The sequence below is a fragment of the Rathayibacter sp. PhB127 genome (assembly GCF_003751665.1).
GTDB lineage: Bacteria > Actinomycetota > Actinomycetes > Actinomycetales > Microbacteriaceae > Rathayibacter > Rathayibacter festucae.
This window is the reverse complement of sequence record NZ_RKHW01000002.1, coordinates 469739-489529: the sequence shown is the minus strand read 5'-3', so window position 1 is coordinate 489529 and position 19791 is coordinate 469739. Positions and strand designations below refer to the sequence as shown.

Genomic DNA, 19791 nt, shown 5'->3' with positions numbered 1-19791 from the left:
ATACCCCTTCCGTGCCGGCGCGAGCGGTCGAGAACGGCCGTCCTTCGAGCTCGCGGGGGAGAGGTGCAGGTCGACGCATCGCAGCAGAGTGCCCGGTCCCGAGCCCTCCCCGCTCGAGTTCTCCACAGGCCGACCCGGCGAGCGCACCGCTGCCAGACTGGAGCGCATGAGCAGCGGAGCCCAGAGAGTGATCATCGCGCCCGACTCCTTCAAGGGGTCGGCGACCGCCGTCGAGGTGGCGGAGGCGCTCGCCGAGGGCTGGCGCGGCGAGCGGCCGGACGACGAGCTGGTGCTCGCGCCGATGGCCGACGGCGGCGAGGGCACGGTCGACGCGTTCGCGGTCGCGGTGCCGGAGGCGGAGCGCCACGCGCTCACCGTGGTCGGGCCCGACGACCGCCCCGTCGAGACGGCCTGGCTGCTGCTGCCGGACGGAACCGCGGTCGTCGAGCTCGCCTCCGCGAGCGGCATCACGCTGCTCGATCCGCTGCGCCCGCTCACCGCGCACACCCGCGGCTTCGGCCGGGCGATCGCCGCCGCGCTCGACGCCGGCGCGCAGGCGCTGCTGCTCGCGATCGGCGGCAGCTCGTCCACCGACGGCGGCGTCGGGGCGCTGCGCGAGCTCGGCGCGCGCTTCCTCACGGTGGCCGGGCACGAGCTCGGCGACGGCGGCGGCGCGCTGCACGAGCTCGCGGTCGTCGACCGGCACGCGCTGCGCCCGGTCCCCGCCGGCGGCGCGCGGATCCTCAGCGACGTCACGAACCCGCTGCTCGGCGACTCGGGGGCCGCGCACGTCTTCGGACCGCAGAAGGGCGCGAGCCTCGACGACGTGCTGCGCCTCGACGACGGCCTGCGCCACCTCGCCGCGCACCTGGACGCCGACCCGGAGGAGGCGGGTACCGGCGCGGCCGGCGGCACCGGCTTCGGCCTGCTAGCCTGGGGCGCGCGGCTGGCTCCCGGCTCGGCCGCGGTCGGCGATGCGCTCGGGCTGCCGGCCCTCGTCGCGGGCGCGGACGTGGTCCTCACCGGTGAGGGACGCTTCGACGCGCAGTCGATGGCGGGCAAGGTCCCCTCCTACCTGCTCGGACTGGCGGAGGCGGCGGGCGCCCGCGCGATGCTGGTCGCCGGGGCGATCCAGGCGCCGACCACCGCGTTCGCCGCGGCGGGCTCGCTCACCGAGGCGGCGGGGTCGGCGGCGGCGGCCATCGCCGATCCGCTGCCACACCTGCGGGCCGTCGCGGCGGAGCTGGCGCGCCGCGCGTCCTGACGGCGTGTGACGGCGGTGTCGGCCCTGCCGGTGCGGCTGCCCGAGTGCTCGGGGCGGTGCGTGACGGCTGCGTGGCGACCCGCCGCGGCCACTCCGACGGCGTCCGTCCGCACCCGCGGGTGTCGGTGGTCGGCCGTAGCGTCGAGCCATGGATCTCGCAGCACCCCGACCCCTAGATGTAGTGGTCGGCGTGCGTCCCGGCACCCGCATGTCGGGCATGCCGACACGCCGGGGAGCGTTGTACCCAGGGAACGGATCGCGACTGTCCACAGCGGTGGATAACTCCAGAAGATCCGCGTCCTTCCGCGGGTCCGCGGGCCCCGGCCTGTGGATGGATCGGGGGAGGACCGGTGGATAACTACACGGATGTAACTACTACTCCTAGTGGGCTGCCGCCGGGCCGCCCACTATATGTAGTATTGCTGAGCAGGTCGGGCCGAGAGGCCCATCGGCACCGCCGCTCGGTCTCCGAGCGCCCCGCACCACTCCACATCAGAACTCCCCACGACCGCCTCCCCGCCCGCCCGGACCCCCGGCGCGGCACCGGATCCGGCCCTCGGGACACCTCCTTCCGAAAGGACGACACCCATGGCTGTGACGGTCTACACCAAGCCCTCCTGCGTGCAGTGCACCGCGACCTACCGGGCCCTCGACAGCAAGGGCATCGACTACGAGATCTTCGACCTCTCCGTCGACGAGAAGGCCCTCGACGCCGTCAAGGCCCTCGGCTACCTCCAGGCGCCGGTCGTCATCACGGACGACGATCACTGGTCCGGCTTCCGCCCCGACAAGATCTCCGCCCTCTGAGCCGTCTGAACGGCGATCTGCGGCGTTGTCGTCAGGCGCCGTAGCGCCGCTACGGCTTCCTCCTCCGCCTTGCAGCTCACCGTCCAGCCGCCTCAGAGCAGGTGCCGACGGTGATGCGGCGGCAGGAGCAGAGCACACAGCTTCGCCGGTCCGGGTGCGCAGGTTCTGCCCCGGGCCGGCGGAGGATCCGCGGGAGCGGGTCCGCAAGCGCCCGCGAGGGCGGACGACGGAAGGACGGGGGAGGCGCGCGATGAGCGGACTCGTGTACTTCTCGAGCAGCTCGGGCAACACCCACCGCTTCATGCAGAAGCTCGGGCGGCCCGCGCAGCAGATCCCCCTGCACTCCCGGCGGGACGGCGCCGCGGTCGACACGCTCCACGTCGACGAGCCGTACGTGCTCGTGCTCCCCACCTACGGCGGGGGCAACGGCGGGGGAGCGGTCCCCAAGCAGGTCATCCGCTTCCTGAACGTCCCGCGCAACCGCGCCCTGCTCCGCGGGGTCATCGGCGCCGGCAACACCAACTTCGGCGAGGCCTACTGCCTCGCCGGCGACATCATCGCCCGCAAGTGCGAGGTGCCGCATCTCTACCGTTTCGAAGTATTCGGCACACCCGACGACGTCCGCGCCGTCGACGAAGGATTGGACTCGTTTTGGACGCAGCAGTGATCGACGCCCCCCGGGACGCCGCGCAGATGGACTACCACTCGCTCAACGCGATGCTGAACCTGTACGGCCCGAACGGGGAGATCCAGTTCGACAAGGACCGCGAGGCGGCGCGCGAGTACTTCCTGCAGCACGTCAACCAGAACACGGTCTTCTTCCACTCCCTCAAGGAGCGCCTGGACTACCTGGTCGAGAAGGAGTACTACGAGAAGGCCGTCCTCGACCAGTACTCGTTCGACTTCATCCAGGAGCTGAACGACCTCGCCTACTCGAAGAAGTTCCGCTTCGCGACCTTCCTCGGCGCCTTCAAGTACTACACGTCGTACACGCTGAAGACCTTCGACGGGAAGCGCTACCTCGAGCGCTTCGAGGACCGCGTCGTCATGTCGGCCCTCGGGCTCGCCCAGGGCGACGAGAAGCTCGCGATCGCCCTCGTCGAGGAGATCGTCGCCGGCCGCTTCCAGCCCGCGACCCCCACCTTCCTCAACACGGGCAAGGCGCAGCGCGGCGAGCTCGTCTCCTGCTTCCTCCTCCGCATCGAGGACAACATGGAGTCGATCGCCCGCGGCATCAACTCCGCGCTGCAGCTCTCCAAGCGCGGCGGCGGCGTCGCCCTCTCGCTCTCCAACATCCGCGAGGCCGGCGCCCCAATCAAGCAGATCGAGAACCAGTCCTCCGGCATCATCCCCGTGATGAAGCTCCTCGAGGACAGCTTCAGCTACGCGAACCAGCTCGGCGCCCGCCAGGGTGCGGGAGCGGTGTACCTCTCGGCGCACCACCCGGACATCCTGCGCTTCCTCGACACCAAGCGCGAGAACGCCGACGAGAAGATCCGCATCAAGACGCTCTCCCTCGGCGTCGTCGTGCCCGACATCACGTTCGAGCTCGCGAAGAACAACGAGGACATGTACCTCTTCTCCCCGTACGACGTCGAGCGCGTCTACGGCCTGCCCTTCGGCGACATCTCGATCTCCGAGAAGTACCGCGAGATGGTCGACGACCCGCGCATCAAGAAGACCAAGATCTCGGCGCGCGAGTTCTTCCAGACCATCGCGGAGATCCAGTTCGAGTCGGGCTACCCCTACATCGTGTTCGAGGACACGGTGAACAAGGCGAACCCGATCAAGGGCCGCATCAACATGTCCAACCTGTGCTCCGAGATCCTCCAGGTCAACACCCCGACGACCTACAACGAGGACCTCTCCTACAACAGCATCGGCAAGGACATCTCCTGCAACCTCGGCTCGCTGAACATCGCGCTGACGATGGACTCGCCCGACTTCGGCCGCACCATCGAGACCGCGATCCGCGGCCTCACCTCGGTGTCCGACCAGTCGCACATCACCTCGGTGCGCTCGATCGAGGACGGCAACGACAAGTCGCACGCCATCGGCCTCGGCCAGATGAACCTGCACGGCTACCTCGCCCGCGAGCGGATCCACTACGGGTCCGAGGAGGGCATCGACTTCACCAACATCTACTTCTACTCGGTGCTCTTCCACGCCCTGCGCGCATCGAACAGCATCTCGATCGAGCGCGGCACGACCTTCGAGGGCTTCGCCGATTCGAAGTACGCCTCGGGCGAGTTCTTCGACACCTACACCGAGAAGGAGTGGGCGCCCGCCACCGAGCGCGTCTCCCGCCTCTTCTCCGAGGCCGGCATCGCCGTCCCCACCCAGGACGACTGGCGCGCGCTCAAGGCCTCGGTCATGGAGCACGGCATCTACAACCAGAACCTGCAGGCCGTCCCGCCGACCGGCTCGATCTCGTACATCAACAACTCGACGTCCTCGATCCACCCGATCGCGTCGAAGATCGAGATCCGCAAGGAGGGCAAGCTCGGCCGCGTCTACTACCCGGCGCCGTTCATGACGAACGACAACCTGGAGTACTACCAGGACGCGTACGAGATCGGCTACGAGAAGATCATCGACACCTACGCCGCGGCGACGCAGCACGTCGACCAGGGCCTCTCGCTCACGCTGTTCTTCAAGGACACCGCGACCACCCGCGACATCAACCGCGCGCAGATCTACGCCTGGCGCAAGGGCATCAAGACCATCTACTACATCCGTCTCCGCCAGCTCGCGCTGGAGGGCACGGAGGTCGACGGCTGCGTCAGCTGCATGCTGTAACGTCCCCCGTCGATCCCCCGACAGTCTCGAACGACCTACCCGCACGAAGAAGAGATCATGACTCCCCCTGAGAAGCTCAAGCTGGTCAGCCACGTCGACGCCATCAACTGGAACCGCATCCAGGACGACAAGGACGTGGAGGTCTGGAACCGCCTCACGAGCAACTTCTGGCTGCCCGAGAAGGTCCCGCTGTCCAACGACATCCAGTCGTGGAACACGCTGACCCACGACGAGCAGCAGCTCACGATGCGCGTGTTCACGGGCCTGACCCTGCTCGACACCATCCAGGGCACGGTCGGCGCCGTCTCGCTGATCCCCGACGCGCTCACCCCGCACGAGGAGGCCGTCTACACGAACATCGCGTTCATGGAGTCGGTGCACGCGAAGTCGTACTCCTCGGTGTTCTCGACCCTGTCGAACACCCAGGACATCGACGAGGCGTTCCGCTGGTCGGTCGAGAACCCGAACCTGCAGAAGAAGGCGTCCATCGTCATGGACTACTACCGCGGCGACGACCCGCTGAAGCGGAAGGTCGCCTCCACGCTGCTGGAGTCGTTCCTCTTCTACTCGGGCTTCTACCTGCCGATGTACTGGTCCTCGCGCGCCAAGCTCACCAACACCGCGGACCTGGTGCGTCTGATCATCCGCGACGAGGCCGTGCACGGCTACTACATCGGCTACAAGTTCCAGAAGGGACTCGAGCTGGTCGACCAGGCCAAGCGCGACGAGATCAAGGACTACACGTTCTCGCTGCTCTACGAGCTCTACGACAACGAGGCGCAGTACACCCAGGACCTCTACGACCAGCTCGGCCTGACCGAGGACGTCAAGAAGTTCCTGCACTACAACGCCAACAAGGCCCTGATGAACCTCGGCTACGAGCCGATGTTCCCCAAGCAGGTCACCGATGTGAACCCCGCGATCCTGTCGGCCCTCTCGCCCAACGCGGACGAGAACCACGACTTCTTCTCGGGCTCCGGCTCCTCCTACGTGATCGGCAAGGCCGTGAACACCGAGGACGAGGACTGGGACTTCTAGGCGTCGACACCACGTCCCGGCCTCCACGGCGAACGGCTCCTCCCCTCCCGGGTGAGGAGCCGTTCCTCGTCTGTGCCGAAACGGAGCGGGCCCGAGACGCCCGCGGGCGTCCCATGATGCTGGTCGAGTAGCCCCGAAGGGGCGTATCGAGACCCGCCTTCCTCAGAAGCCCGAGTCTGCAGACCTTCGTCCGACGCTGGTGGATCTCGATACGCCCGCTCCGCGGGCTACTCGATCAGCATGAAGCGCGGCCATCACTGCTTCTCGGCGTGATCACTTCAGCGGCAGCCGCATCAGCACGCGCGGAAAGCCGTTCAGCACCGAGGTGGTGTCGGCCGCGTGCGAGAAGCCGGCCTTCTCGAAGAGGGCGCGGGTGCCGACGTAGGCCATCGTCTGCTCGACCCGCGCGCCGGCGTTGTCGACCGGGTAGCCCTCGATCGCCGGGGCGCCGTGCGCGCGGGCGAAGTCGACGGCGCCGGCGAGCAGGGCGTGCGAGATCCCGCGCTTGCGGAAGCCGGGGCGGACCCGGATGCACCAGACACTCCAGACGTCGAGGTCGTCGACGTGCGGGATCCTCCGGTTCTTCGCGTAGCTCGTGTCGGCGCGGCGGTGCACGGCGGCCCAGCCCGCCACCTCGCCGCCGTCGTAGGCGAGGACGCCGGGAGGCGGGTCCTGCGCGACGAGCTCGCGCATCCGGTCGCCGCGCGCCGTACCCCGCAGGGCGTTGTTCACGGTGGAGGAGAGCAGCCGGTAGCTCAGGCACCAGCACACGCTCGCGTCGTGCCGCTTCGGGCCGTTCATCGCGGCCAGGTCGTCGAAGACGGTGGCCGGGCGCACCTCGATCGTCATGGCGGCAGCCTCCCACCGCGGCGTCTCCTCGGCAAGGCGCTCGATTCACCACTCCGGCGCATGAATCGCACCAGCACCCCCTGTTGGACGGCGCACAGGCGGCGCCCGTACCGTGGTCGAGGTATCCAACGAAGGAGCACTCCCTTGAAGCACGTCCCCCTCGGCGCCTCCGGCCTCGACTCCCCGAACGTCGTCCTCGGCCTCATGCGCATCCCCGACATGACCGACGACGCCATCCGCGACCTCGTCCGCACCGCCCGCGACTCCGGCATCGACTTCTTCGATCACGCCGACGTCTACGGCGGCGAGCTGCACCGCTGCGAGGAGCGCTTCGCCGAGGCGCTGGCGCTCACCTCCTCCGAGCGCGAGCAGGTCGTCCTGCAGACCAAGGCCGGGATCGTCGGCGACGGCCCGTACTTCGACTTCTCCTACGAGCACCTGATGCAGTCGGTCGAGGGCTCGCTGAAGGCGTTGCGCACCGACTACATCGACGTGCTCCTGCTGCACCGCCCCGACGCGCTGGTCGAGCCCGACGAGGTCGCCCGCGCCTTCGACGAGCTGCACGCCGCCGGCAAGGTCAAGCACTTCGGTGTCTCCAACCAGACGCCGTACCAGATCGAGCTGCTCAAGAAGTCGTTGAACCAGCCGATCGTCGCGAACCAGCTGCAGCTCTCGATCACGCACTCGCCGATGATCGCGCAGGGCGTGGCCTCGAACATGATCGCCGAGGACCAGTCGGTGATGCGCGACGCGGGCATCCTCGACTACTGCCGCCTCAACGACATCACCGTGCAGGCCTGGTCGCCGTTCCAGAGCGGCTTCTTCACCGGCGTCTTCCTCGACAACCCCGAGTACGGCGAGCTGAACGCGGTCCTCGACCGCCTCGCCGCCCAGTACGACGTCCCGCCCCTCGCCGTCGCGACCGCCTGGATCACCCGCCACCCGGCGAAGATGCAGGTCGTCCTCGGTACGACGAACGAGCAGCGCGTGCGCGATGCAGCCCTCGGCTCCGACCTGCCGCTCACCCGGCCGGAGTGGTACGAGCTGTTCCGCGCCGCGGGCCACATCGTCCCCTAGAGCTCCCACCCCGGAGAAACGCGCGTCGGCGCACAGGGAGGCACGGACCGGACAGGGTCCGTGCCTCCTCTTCGTCTGCCCCCTCCGCGAGATGCCACTTGTGCACGCGACACGCCGTGAGAGGCGTGCACAAGTGGCATCTCGCGGGCGGGAATAGGGGAGGGCCCCCTGCGTTGAACTTGAGTGCAAGTGACTCAACTCTTTCAGGAGGACTGGTGCCCGACAACTACAACGAGGCCGGAGCGAGCTCGTTCGACGACTTCCTCGCCCGCTACCTCGACGGTGAGCGCGCCCGCGCGGCGCGGTCCATCGACCTCAGCCGCTTCCTCAGCGCACGCACCCAGAGCATCCTGCAGTCCGCAGGGCGCTTCGCTCTCGAGCGCGGCCAGACCGAGCTCGACGCCCTGCACGTGCTGCGGGTCCTCGTCGACGACGAGGCCGTGTCGCAGGCGGTCCGCCGCATCGGCGTCGACCCCGGCGCCATCGCGACCGCCACGGAGGCGCGCCTGCCGCAGGCGAGCGAGGCCCCGGCCTCGCAGAACGCGGCGACCATCACCCCGAGCGCCCAGCGCGCGCTCTTCCACTCCTACCAGGTCGCCCGCTCCAGCGGCTCGACCTACATCGACCCCGAGCACCTCTTCTTCGCGCTCGTCCTCGGCCAGGACGCGCCCGCCGGACAGGTCCTCGCCCGCGCCGGCGTGACCGCGGAGGCGCTCACCCAGGGCCTGCGCGAGACGGTCGCCGGCGAGCAGCCCGTCCCGGAGCAGGGCGCGCCCGCGTCCGAGACCCCGATGCTCGACAAGTTCGGCACCGACCTCACCGAGCTCGCCCGCGAGGGCCGGCTCGACCCGGTGATCGGCCGCTCCGAGGAGATCGAGCAGGCCGTCGAGATCCTCAGCCGTCGCACCAAGAACAACCCGGTGCTCGTCGGCGAGGCCGGCGTCGGCAAGACCGCGGTCGTCGAGGGCCTGGCCCGCGCGATCGTGGCCGGCGAGGTGCCCGAGCAGCTGCGCGAGAAGCGCGTCGTCTCGCTCGACCTGCCCGCCATGCTCGCGGGCACCCGCTACCGCGGCGACTTCGAGGAGCGCCTCACCACGACGATGGACGAGATCGCGGCCCACTCGGGCGAGCTGATCGTCTTCATCGACGAGGTGCACACCGTCGTCGGCGCCGGTGGCGCGGGCGAGGGCGGGATGGACGCGGGGAACATCCTCAAGCCGCGGCTGGCCCGCGGCGAGCTGCACCTGATCGGCGCGACCACGCTCAAGGAGTACCGCACCATCGAGAAGGACCCGGCCCTCGAGCGCCGGTTCCAGCCGGTGCGCGTCGGCGAGCCGAGCATCGAGGACGCCGTGGCGATCCTGCACGGCCTCCGCGGCGCCTACGAGGAGCACCACCGCGTCGCCTTCACCGACGACGCCCTGCGCGCCTCCGTCGAGCTCTCCGCCCGCTACCTGCCCGACCGGGTGCTGCCCGACAAGGCGATCGACCTGATCGACCAGGCCGGCGCACGTCTGCGCCTGAAGCTCGGCGCGGGTGTCGACACCGACGCCCTGCTCGCGCGGCTCGCCACCCTCGAGGGCGACAAGAACGCGGCCGTCTCGGCCGAGCACTACGAGGAGGCGTCGCGCCTGCGCGACGAGATCACCGCGGTCCAGGCGTCGCTCGACGCGGCGACCGCCGGCGGAGCCGTCTCGCAGGAGGCGGTCGTCGGCGAGGCCGAGATCGCGGCCGTCCTCGCCCGTGCCACCGGCATCCCGGTGTCGCGGCTGACCGAGGGGGAGCGCGACCGTCTCGCGCAGCTCGAGACGGAGCTGCACCGGCGCGTCATCGGCCAGGACGCCGCGGTCGCCGCGGTCGCCCGCGCCGTGCGCCGCAGCCGGACCGGGATGGGCGACTCCTCGCGGCCCGTCGGCTCGTTCCTCTTCCTCGGCCCGACCGGCGTCGGCAAGACCGAGCTGGCCCGCACCCTCGCGGGCTCGCTCTTCGCCGACGAGCAGTCGGTGATCCGCTTCGACATGAGCGAGTTCGGCGAGCGGCACACCGTCTCGCGACTGGTCGGCTCCCCTCCCGGGTACGTCGGCTACGACGAGGCCGGTCAGCTGACCGAGCGCGTGCGCCGGAACCCGTACTCGGTCGTGCTCTTCGACGAGATCGAGAAGGCCCACCCGGACGTCTTCAACCTGCTCCTGCAGGTGCTCGACGACGGACGCCTGACCGACGGTCAGGGCCGCACGGTCGACTTCCGGAACACGGTGATCATCATGACCTCGAACCTGGGGTCGGAGTTCCTCGCCTCGCGCTCCGGCGCGCTCGGCTTCGTCGCGCAGAGCGACGAGTCGGCCGAGGGCTTCGCCTCGGAGAAGGACCTGCACGACCGCGTGATGGGCCGGCTCCGCGAGGCGATGCGACCGGAGTTCCTCAACCGGATCGACGAGATCGTGCTCTTCCGCCGGCTGGGCCGTGCGCAGCTGCGCGAGATCGTCGGGCTGGTGCTCGAGGCCAGCCGTGCTCGCCTCGCCTCGCGCGAGGTGTCGCTCGAGGTCAGCGAGGCCGCGGTCGACTGGCTCGCCGAGCACGGCTACGAGCCGCAGTACGGCGCCCGGCCGCTCCGCCGCCTGGTGCAGCGCTGGGTCGACGACCGCATCGCCGACCTGTTCGTCTCCGGCGACGTGACCGACGGCGGCGCCGTCCGCGTCGACGCCGTCGCCGGCGACCTCGTCGTCACTTCGAACGCGACCCTCCCCCTGGCAGCCTGACCGTCTGGTGAGCGGACGCCCCCGGCGTCCCTCCCGCGAGATGCCACTTGTGCACGCTTTTCACGGCGTGTCGCGTGCACAAGTGGCATCTCGCGGAGGGGGAGGCCGGGGGTTTCGTGCGTCCGGGGACGGTGCGGGGGCGGGTGTCGAGTGGTTGCGGGGGGTGGCGCGGGTGGGTAGACACGAGGGACGAGAACCGGAGGCACGATGACGAACCCGCGCTACTACGACCCGGTCGGCAAGGCGGTCCGCGCGCTCCTGGTCATCAGCTTCGTCTGCTTCGGACTCGCGGTCGGCTTCTTCGCCCTCGACATCGTGATGCCCGGCAGCATGACCGACGCACACCGCCCCTGGTCGGAGGCGAGCGGCGGACTGGCCTGCTTCGGGATCGCGGCGCTGATCGTGCACTACGCGACGGTCGCCATCGTCGGCGCGCTGCGCGGCCGCGGCTGACGCGGACCCTCCTGCTGATCGAGTAGATCGCGGAGCGGTCGTATCGAGATCCACCGATGTCAGAAGCTGAGTCTGCAGACCTGGCCTGCTGGGGACGGTGGGTCTCGATACGCCCCTGCGGGGCTACTCGACCAGCATGCTCGCGGTGCTGCTGCAGGCTCGGCCGCACCACGTCCATGCTGATCGAGTAGACCGCGGAGCGGTCGTATCGAGATCCGCCGATGTCGGGAGACGAGTCTGCAGACCTGGCGTGCTGGGGACGGTGGGTCTCAAGACGCCCCTGCGGGGCTACTCGACCAGCATGCAGGCGTGGGCGGGTCGATCGTTCGGCTCGGCCTCGGGCTCGGGCTCGGGCTCGGCCTCGGGCACGCGGAAACGGCTCCGGCTCGCGGGAACCGGGGGGGGGTTCCGCGAGCCGGAGGCGGTTTCAGGTGCCGGGGGTGGTGGCTACGGGCACTTCTTCGCGGTGATGGCGACGCGGAGGGTGGCGTCGGGGGAGACGCCGGTGCCGCCGGCGGGGTCCTGGCCGGTGACCTGGCCGGCGTCGGGGGCGTTGCCGTTCTCGGTGCAGGACAGGGTGATCTTGGAGAAGCCGGCCGAGGCGAACGCGGCCTTGGCGGTCTCGAGGTCCTGACCCACCACGTTCGGCACCGTCTGCTGACCGGCCGCTGGGGCGGCCGGAGCGGCGGGTTCCGCGGTCGGAGCGGGAGCGGGTGCCGGGCCCGAACTCGGGATGATCGTCACCGTGGTGCCGCGGGTCGCGGTGCCGGAGGGGCTCTGGCGGACGACCGTGCCGGACGCGGCCGAGTTCGCCTCGGCGGCCCCCTCGCTCACGCTGAAGCCGGCCGACTCGAGCTTCGCCCGGGCGTCGCCGACCGAGAGGCCGGTCACGTCGGGGACGTTGACTCGCGGCACGACCTGCAGCGATCCGTCGGCCTCGGGGAACGCCGTGCCGCCGTAGCGAGCATCGGCTGCGCGCATCACGACGGGCCAGATCCGGTGCCGGGCGGTCGCGGCGGAGCCGGTGTCGAACGAATAGCGTCCGAGGCGGAGGTTCGCGTCGCCCTTGATGTTGAAGACGCCGACCGCGGTTGCAACACGGGTGCTCGCGCCGGTCATCCAGGTCGCTTTCGCGTCATCGGTCGTCCCGGTCTTGCCGATCAGCGGGATGCCGTCGCCGGTTCGCGACTGGTAGGCGGTGCCGTTGCCGGAGAACGTCGACTGCAGGGCGATCGCCGCCGTCGCGGCGACGTTGCGGTCGATCGACTGGCGGCAGTTCGCTGCAGGGACGGGCTGCTCGGCGCCGGTCGCATCGACGATCTTGTCGATCGCGATCGAGTCGCACGTCGATCCGCCGGAGGCGATGGTGGCGAAGGCGCCGGCCATCGAGAGCGGGGAGACGTCGTTCGTCCCTAGCACGGAGCCGGGGTTGTGCTCGAGCTCCTCGCCGCTGCCCTGCTTGACGCCCATGTCGACCGCCGTGTTGCGGATCGCACAGAGGTCGAGTTCGCGGGCCATGCCGACGAAGCCGGTGTTGAGGGAGGTCCGAGTGAAGTCGACGGCGGTGCCGACCTGGCCGTTCCCGCCCTCGTCGTTCTTGGCGCTGGTCGAGGCGACGTAGTTCGTGCCCCCGGGCGCGCAAGAATCTTCAAAGGACCCCCAGATGGGCTTCCGGGTCCCGTCCACGGACTCGTTGATGCTGTGCCCCTCCTTCAGCCACTCCACCAGGGTGAAGAGCTTGTAGGTGGAGCCGGGCTGGATGCCGGAGGAGCCGCCGTAGGCGCGGTCGGTGCTGAGGTTGATGGCGCTGTAGGAGGGGTCGGCCGCGAGGACGTCCGGGTCCTGCGAGTACTTCTTATTCTGCGTCATCGCGAGGACGCGGCCGGAGCCGACCTCGACGCTGACGGAGACCGCTCCGACGTCGAAGTTCCAGGTCTGCGGGACCTGCGCGTTCACGGCCGCGACGGCCGCGTTCTGCAGGTCGACGTCGAGCGTCGTGTAGACGTCGAGGCCACCGCGGCGGAAGTTCGTCCAGCGGGTGTCCTCGTCGTCGCCGAACACCGGGTCGTTCTTGAGGATGTTGGTGACGTAGTCGCAGAAGTAGCCCGCGTCCCCGGCGGTGGAGCAGCCGGTGCTCGGCTCGGTGATCTGCGGCTCGATCGGCGACGCGATGGCGGCGTCGTGATCCTCCTGCGAGATCTTCCCCTCCTCCAGCATCTTGCCGATGATGTAGTCGCGGCGGTCCTTGTTGCGCTGGTAGCCGTTCGCGGCGCCGTTGTCGGGGTTGTCCGGCTGGTCGAGGCGGAGCACGGCCGGGTTGTTCACGATCGCGACGAGGCTCGCGGCCTGGGCGACGGTGAGGTTCGCGGCGGTGGTGTTGTAGTAGTAGTTGGCGGCGGTCTCGATGCCGTAGGTGGTGCCGCCGAAGAACGCGATGTTCAGGTAGCCCTGGAGGATCTGGTCCTTCGAGTACTCCTTCTCGAGGCCGATCGCGAGCTTCATCTCGCGGAGCTTGCGCTCGGGGGAGGTGCGCGTCGCGGCGTCGATGGCGGCGGCGCGCTCGGCCTCGTCGGTGATGTTGCGGACGGCCTTCTCGACCAGCACGTTCTTCACGTACTGCTGCGTGATGGAGGAGCCGCCCTGGGTGTCGTTGCCGAGGACGTAGGTCTGCGCGACGGCGCGCAGGGTGCCGGGGAGGTCGACTCCGCCGTGCTCGTAGAAGCGGGGGTCCTCGCCGGAGACGGCGGCGTCCTTCGCGAACTGCGAGATCTGGTCCAGCGGGACCTCGATGCGGTTCTCGACGTAGAAGGAGGCGAGCAGCTGCGGGGAGCCGTCCGCGCGGGTCGCGTAGATGTTGCTCTTCTCGGAGAGCTTGTCGACCTCGAGGTACTCGGGGAGACCGTCGAACACTCCGATGGACTGGTTCGCGGCGACGCCGGCGATCGCCACGGCAGGAGTGACGGTGGCGGTCACGAGGACTCCTGCCACGACACTCATGCCGAGGAAGCCCACGACCGCCTTGATCACGCCACCGGTTGTCCTGCTGTCGGACGCCAAACCTTCTCCTTCGGGTAACCCCCGATCATCGCGACGGCCGCCACCGACGCCCCGGACGCCCATCTGCGCCGGGTCAACCCCGACAGACTAACCCGAGACCCGGGAATGACGAAGGGCCGGTCCGGGGCCTGAAAAGGACCTGTGCGCGGGCGAAGCGCACCTCGTGCCCCGCTCGAGCGTCGGCGGGCGTCCGGATCGTGCCCCTGCGGCGGGTCGTCAGCCGGTGACCGGCCAGACGTAGTCGAGCCCGGGCAGCGTGTCCGGGAAGAGCGGCGCGTAGTGCTCCGGGTCCTTCTCCACCAGCTTCGAGCGGTGCGAGAGGTGCACGTCGTCGCGGCCGAACCAGGGCGGCAGCTCGATCTGGCCGGCCCGGTAGCGTGCGGCGTCCTCGGGGTCGAGCGCCAGGGCCGCCTCGGTCTTCTCGAGGCAGGTGTCGGCGAAGCCGCGGTCGGTCCAGGCGTCGCAGGTCTCGCGCTGGTACGCCATCACGGCCGGCCGGTAGCCGCGCCACATCCGCACGGCGGGGTGGTGCTGCCGGCCGTAGCCGGGCACGGTGAGCGCGCGCATGATCTGCAGCGTCTCGATCCGCTGCTTCCCGAGCCGCTTGCTGTCGAGGGCGCGGGCGCTCGCACGGAGATCGGGGACGGGGAGGAACGTCTGCACCCGCCCCATTCAAGACGACGCGGATGCTCCCCGGCTGTGTCCGCCCGGACGCCGCCCGGCCACCGGACCGTCACGCCGATGTCGCCTGCGCGGCGTACCGTGCGGCGCATGACCGGTCTCCCCCTCCTCGCCACCGACGACGTCCAGCTGCGCTGGGCGCGCCCCGAGGTGCTCGACTCCGCCCGGCACCGGATGCTCCGGCTGCTCACCCTCGCCGAGCGCCTGCGCTACGAGGCCACCGGCCGCCGTGAGGCGCGCGACGGCTTCCTCCTCGGCCGGGTGCTCGTCCGCGAGCTCGCCGCCGAGACGCTCGGGATCGATCCGCTCGACGTCCGCGTCGACGCGCGCTGCGAGCAGTGCGGCGGGCCGCACGGCCGCCCGGTGCTCGGCGGCGACCACCCGGCGCTCGAGCGGATGCGGATCAGCATCGCGCACTGCGACGGCGCCGTCGTCGCCGCGCTGGCCACCGGTCGCGGGATCGGCATCGCCGCCGCCCGGACCCGTGCGGTGCGCGAGCGGATCGCGTCGGGGAGCGCGAGCGCGGAGGAGGTGCTGCAGGAGCTGCGGACCCGGGCCGTGACCAAGGCCGACGGCCGCGGATCCTCGAGCGGGGACGCGGTGCTCTTCCGCACCCGCGAGGGCGCGACGGAGGCGTGGATCGAGGGCGCGGAGGGCTACCTCGCGGTCTCGGAGCCGGTGGTGCACTCGGCGCTCGTCGTCACGGTCGCGGTCGCGCAGGACTGAGAACCCGCCGCCCTGCGGCTTGCGGAAGCCGCGCGGGCCTCACTCGAAGAGCGAGAGGGTGAGCGTCGAGCGGTAGGCGCCCGCGGCGACGGTCGGCTCGGTGGCGAGGATCAGGTCCGCGGTCGCGGACCAGGATCCGGCCTGAGCGGGGGAGTCGTCGTCGGCGCCGACGAGCACCGCGTCGCGCACGCCCGAGCCGCCGTCGAGGACACCGGAGACGCGGGGGCCGGCGGAGACCGCGCCGCCGGAGCCGGCGAGCTCCGGGGTCCAGCCGAGGTGCGCCGCGCCGATCGAGGCGCCGCTCGCTCCGGTGAAGTCGCTCGCGGTGCCGAGGACGTACCAGCCGGAGGCGGCCGGGCCCTGCGCGGGGTCGCGGGTGTCGGTGACCGTGATCCTGGGCAGGGCGCCGAGGAACTGCCGGCGCAGGGGGGTGGAGCCGGACTCGACGAGTGTGGCGGCCGATCCGGCGACGGTCATCGACAGGGCTCCGGGACCGGTCGGCGGGTCGATTCTGACGCCCACGTCGACGCCGCCGGCGTCCTGCTGCTCGGGGAGGCGCTCGGGGTCCTGGGGCGCGGGAGTCGCGGTCGGGGAGGTGCTGTCGGGGGAGCCCTCCGGGTCGACGTCCTCCACGGGGGCGGCGGGGGCGGAGGTGCTCTCGGCCGAGGGGATCGTGCAGCAGGCGGTCGCCGCGTCCGTGTCGGAGTCGCGGCCACTGCGCGTGGCCGACGACGGCCAGGGCAGTGCCGTCGAGGAGGCGGTCGCCGTCGGGACGGGGAGGGGCGCGGAGGTCGGCGTGCTCTCCGGGGCGGTGACCGCCTCCGGAGCGACGGCCGCCGAGGCGAGGAGGACGCTGAGCGCGAGGGCGGCGGTGGGGACCGCGGTCGCGAGGACGGCGCGGGTGGTGCGGATCACTGAGGTTCCCGTTCTGCCGGCCGCGGCGGTGCGCCGACTCGAGATTCCTATCAGTGCGGGGACGGCGGGGGTCACCCCGCTTCCGGGTGCAGCCGGTGGGTGGGTCTCGATACGCCGCGTGCCGCGGCTACTCGACCAGCATGCAGAGAGGGCAGCGCTCCATGCTGATCGAGTAGCCCGCGCAGCGGGCGTATCGAGATCCACCACCGTCAGAAGGCGAGTCTGCAGACCCGCCCTGTTGAGGGCGGTGGGTCTCGATACGCCCCTGCGGGGCTACTCGACCAGCATGACAGGCGCCGCTGCGCGGCTGCTCGACCAGCATGCGCGTGGGCTGCGGCTCAGCAAGCGAGGGCGGCAGTTCATGCTGATCGAGTAGCCCGCGGAGCGGGCGTATCGAGATCCGGGCCGTCAGCAGGTGCGGGCCGGGTAGCTCACCTTCTGCTCGAGGGTGGACGGGCCGGACGTCGCGGTCACGGTGACCTCGCCGGACGGCATCGACGCCTGGCGGGTGGTCCAGCTGTGGCTGGCGTTCGCGCCGGCCGCGACGCTCGCGAAGGCCTTCTGCCCGTACGCGGACGAGACGGTGACGCCGATCGGGGCGGTCTCGCCGTTGGTCGCCGTCACCGACAGCACCGCCTTGCCGGCGATGCAGCGCGAGGACACGACGGCCGGGACCTTCAGGGCGGGAGCGGCCGCCTCGGGCACGACGATCTCGGTGATCTTCAGGTACGAGTTCGGCGTCGAGAAGCTGAGCTTCAGCCCCGTGGCGTCGACCGCGGTGAAGGGGATCGTCGTCAGCGCGCCGTTCGCCGCCGGAGCGACGTTCTGCGCGGACGTCGGGCGCCAGACGCCGTCGGTGCCGCGGTAGGCGATGCTCACCGAGGCCAGGGTGCCCTCGGTGTTCGTGAACGACAGCCCGGCGACGCGGTGCGCCTCCGTGTTCGTCAGCGTGAAGTCCGCACTGCCGGCGAAGGCCTGGTCGGTCCAGGTCGACCACGCCGTCGCGACGTTCCCGTCGCAGGCGTTGCCGGCGGGCAGGGTCGCCCACTTGGTCTGGCTGAACGACGCCGAGACGGCGGCGCCCTTCACCCGGCAGACGTTCACCGGCGGCGCGGTGCCCCAGATCTGCACCTCGGCGATCGACTGCCAGGTGTTCGCGGCGCTCGTCAGGTGCAGGCGGAGGCCGGTGGTGTCCGGCAGCGAGGACAGATCGAGAGCGACCGTCGGCGCGGCGTCGGTCGCGGCCTGCGAGAGGGTCGCGGCGACGGTGCTCGTGGTCCAGGCACCGTTCACCTGGTACTCGACCTCGATGCGCGAGGGCCAGGTCGCCGTCGCGCCGTCCTTGAAGGCGTGCACGGTCACCGAGTCGAGGTTCTGCGGGCTGCTCCAGGAGAAGGCGAGCCGGCTGTCGCGGGGGTAGCCGGTGCCGGTCCAGTCGTCCCAGCCCTTCGCCTTCACGTTCCCGTCGATCAGCGTCGGCGCGAGGTCGGCGCGGCTCGAGACCGTCAGCGAGGCGCCGGGCGCGAGATTCGCGATCCCAGGCTCCGCGACCTCGATCGTGCGGGTGAAGGTGCGGCCGCGCGCGAACTCGGAGTCGGCGGCGAGCGTGCCCGTCACCGTCAGCGTGCCCAGGAGCGCGGGGCCGGTGGGCGCCCAGGTGACCGCGACGTCGCGGGTGGCGGTGTCGGTCTTCACCGAGACCGTGGCGGGCAGGACGGCGGCGACGTCGGCGTTCCGGCGCACCGCGTCGGGGAGGCGGTCGTCGACGACCGACCAGGTGCCGGCTCCGACGCCCTTGTCGTCCCAGTAGGACTCGTTCCAGCCCGCGGCCCAGCGCGCCGGGTCCTCGACGGCGGGGTTGCGCATCTCGAGTCGGCCGTTCTCGCCGATGGTCATCGGCAGCCAGACGTAGTTCGAGTTGGACTCGCCGTCGGCCCAGCGGTCACCCATGTAGACGTACTTCCCGGGCGCGAGCGTCAGCACGTTGGTCGACTGCGAGCCGAAGGTGGTCTTCCGGGTGTCGCCGACGGAGAGGAGTCCGTCGCCGCCCTCGGGGATCGCGTTGTAGGCGACGTTCTCGTTGACGTCGCCCTTCTCCACTCCGCGGATCCACGAGCCGAGGATCGAGTCGGCCGTGTAGTAGGTCTGCGGGTTGGGCGCCCAGCCGGTGGCTCCGGACGCGATCGTGTAGTACTTCCCGCCGTTCGCGAAGATCGCGGGCGCCTCGAGGTGGCCGCACTCCTTCACGATCTGGAAGTCGGTGCCGCGGACCGGCGCTCCGGCCTTCCCGTCGGCGAAGACGTAGGGGTAGGTGCCGTCGGCCGAGTACTGGCCGGCGTCGAGGGTGTCCGTCGTGGTCGTGCGCTCGACGTTCGTGTAGTCGGCGTCGAGCTTCGCGATGTAGAGGGAGTAGTTCTCCTCGGAGGAGTAGGAGATGTACGCGGTGCCGTCCTCGTCCTGGAAGACGGTCATGTCGCGCGCCTGGCCGGGGACCGCTGAGGTGGTGCAGGCCTGGTAGTTCGACCGGTTGTAGAGCCGGTAGACGCCCTGCATCGTGAAGGGACCGGTCGGGCTGTCGGAGGTGGCGACTCCCGCCATCGACCGGGCGTAGGTGCTGCCGCCGGGGGTGATCCGGCCGTCGGAGTGCCACCACATGACCCACTTGCCGGTCTTCTCGTTGAAGAGCACCTTGGGCCGCTCGAAGATCGCGGTGTTCGGCGAGGCCTGCGTGGTGTCCAGGTGGTAGTCGAGCTCGGCGATGCGGTCGGCACGCGGCTGGCCGGCGTCGTCGACGGTGTCGTAGAGGGCGTCGAAGTAGGGGGACTTCAGGTCGTCGGGAGTGGCGACGCTGCGCAGCGCGACTCCCTTGTTCTCCCAGTTGTGGCCGTCGGTCGAGCGGTAGACGGCGACGCCGGGGCTGCTCCAGTAGCCCTTGGTGCGGTCCTCGCCGTACCAGTACTGCACCTCCTGGCCGTTCTCCTGCGTGGTGACGATCTGGCCGCCGTGCGCCTGGATGTGGCGCCCGTCGGTGTCGTACCAGGAGGGCTGGAAGTAGTCGGCGGCGGCGCGGCCCGGGTCCTGGATCGCGGGGTAGTCGGTGTAGACGGGCGGCGGACTCGTCCGCGGGACTCCGTCGTTCGGGTCGGTGACCACGCCGGAGGGGGCGGCCGCCGCGGGGGACGCTCCCGCTCCGAGGAGGACGGCCGCGAGGAGGGCCGCCACTCCCGCCGCCACGGATCGCTGTCGAGGACTCATGCTGTGCTCCTTTGCACGCCGGACCGATGTTCACGCAAACACCGCTTCTCGACCGTACATGGCGACGTCAACACTTGGCGAGGGGTGAGTGCCGCTCCGCTGGAGGACGCG

At 70.5% G+C, this 19791-nt stretch carries 14 protein-coding genes; 9 read left to right on the top strand and 5 right to left on the bottom strand.

Going from position 1 to position 19791, the window contains the following annotated elements:
* Positions 1-166 precede the first annotated feature (166 nt).
* From EDF22_RS12645 to nrdF, 5 genes are all read left to right on the top strand, one after another.
* Complete coding sequence (locus EDF22_RS12645) at positions 167-1264, top strand: glycerate kinase (protein WP_123705255.1); 1098 nt, start codon at positions 167-169, stop codon at positions 1262-1264.
* A gap of 588 nt (positions 1265-1852) precedes the next feature.
* On the top strand, positions 1853-2071 hold the full coding sequence (nrdH, locus tag EDF22_RS12640; RefSeq protein ID WP_123447771.1) for a glutaredoxin-like protein NrdH: 219 nt from the start codon (positions 1853-1855) through the stop codon (positions 2069-2071).
* A 250-nt stretch (positions 2072-2321) separates the two neighbouring features.
* Entirely contained in the window at positions 2322-2738 is a 417-nt protein-coding gene (nrdI, locus tag EDF22_RS12635; RefSeq protein ID WP_123447770.1) for a class Ib ribonucleoside-diphosphate reductase assembly flavoprotein NrdI, read from the top strand.
* Between the two features lie 26 nt (positions 2739-2764).
* A complete protein-coding gene (gene nrdE / locus EDF22_RS12630) occupies positions 2765-4870 on the top strand; it encodes a class 1b ribonucleoside-diphosphate reductase subunit alpha (protein ID WP_123447869.1) in 2106 nt (701 codons plus the stop codon).
* A gap of 57 nt (positions 4871-4927) precedes the next feature.
* Positions 4928-5908, top strand: coding sequence for a class 1b ribonucleoside-diphosphate reductase subunit beta (nrdF, locus tag EDF22_RS12625; RefSeq protein WP_123447769.1), 981 nt, complete (start codon positions 4928-4930; stop codon positions 5906-5908).
* 273 nt (positions 5909-6181) lie between these two features.
* On the opposite strand, the gene EDF22_RS12620 is transcribed toward nrdF, so the two are convergent.
* A complete protein-coding gene (locus EDF22_RS12620) occupies positions 6182-6757 on the bottom strand; it encodes a GNAT family N-acetyltransferase (protein ID WP_123705254.1) in 576 nt (191 codons plus the stop codon).
* A 144-nt stretch (positions 6758-6901) separates the two neighbouring features.
* On the opposite strand from EDF22_RS12620, the gene EDF22_RS12615 reads away from it, so the two are divergent.
* The 3 genes from EDF22_RS12615 (at position 6902) to EDF22_RS12605 (ending at position 11046) form a co-directional block, all read left to right on the top strand.
* Complete coding sequence (locus EDF22_RS12615) at positions 6902-7834, top strand: aldo/keto reductase family oxidoreductase (protein ID WP_260303443.1); 933 nt, start codon at positions 6902-6904, stop codon at positions 7832-7834.
* A gap of 215 nt (positions 7835-8049) precedes the next feature.
* The gene (locus EDF22_RS12610; protein ID WP_123705252.1) at positions 8050-10593 is read left to right on the top strand and encodes an ATP-dependent Clp protease ATP-binding subunit; all 2544 of its coding nucleotides are present in this window, start codon (positions 8050-8052) and stop codon (positions 10591-10593) included.
* A gap of 207 nt (positions 10594-10800) precedes the next feature.
* A complete protein-coding gene (locus EDF22_RS12605; protein ID WP_123447765.1) occupies positions 10801-11046 on the top strand; it encodes a hypothetical protein in 246 nt (81 codons plus the stop codon).
* Positions 11047-11493: 447 nt separating this feature from the next.
* Here the strand turns inward: EDF22_RS12605 and EDF22_RS12600 are convergent, their stop codons facing one another.
* Positions 11494-14103, bottom strand: a complete 2610-nt coding sequence (locus EDF22_RS12600) for a transglycosylase domain-containing protein (protein ID WP_185038902.1) — start codon at positions 14101-14103, stop codon at positions 11494-11496.
* A 216-nt stretch (positions 14104-14319) separates the two neighbouring features.
* On the bottom strand, positions 14320-14775 hold the full coding sequence (locus tag EDF22_RS12595; RefSeq protein WP_260303442.1) for an MSMEG_6728 family protein: 456 nt from the start codon (positions 14773-14775) through the stop codon (positions 14320-14322).
* Positions 14776-14874: 99 nt separating this feature from the next.
* Between EDF22_RS12595 and EDF22_RS12590 the strand changes: the two genes are divergently transcribed.
* Entirely contained in the window at positions 14875-15510 is a 636-nt protein-coding gene (locus EDF22_RS12590) for a 4'-phosphopantetheinyl transferase superfamily protein (protein ID WP_123705249.1), read from the top strand.
* A gap of 39 nt (positions 15511-15549) precedes the next feature.
* On the opposite strand, the gene EDF22_RS12585 is transcribed toward EDF22_RS12590, so the two are convergent.
* Positions 15550-16425 carry a hypothetical protein gene (locus EDF22_RS12585; RefSeq protein WP_123705248.1) on the bottom strand — a complete coding sequence of 292 codons (876 nt, stop codon included), beginning with the start codon at positions 16423-16425 and terminating at the stop codon, positions 15550-15552.
* Positions 16426-16833: 408 nt separating this feature from the next.
* The gene (locus tag EDF22_RS12580; protein ID WP_123705247.1) at positions 16834-19680 is read right to left on the bottom strand and encodes a glycoside hydrolase family 43 protein; all 2847 of its coding nucleotides are present in this window, start codon (positions 19678-19680) and stop codon (positions 16834-16836) included.
* Positions 19681-19791 lie beyond the last annotated feature (111 nt).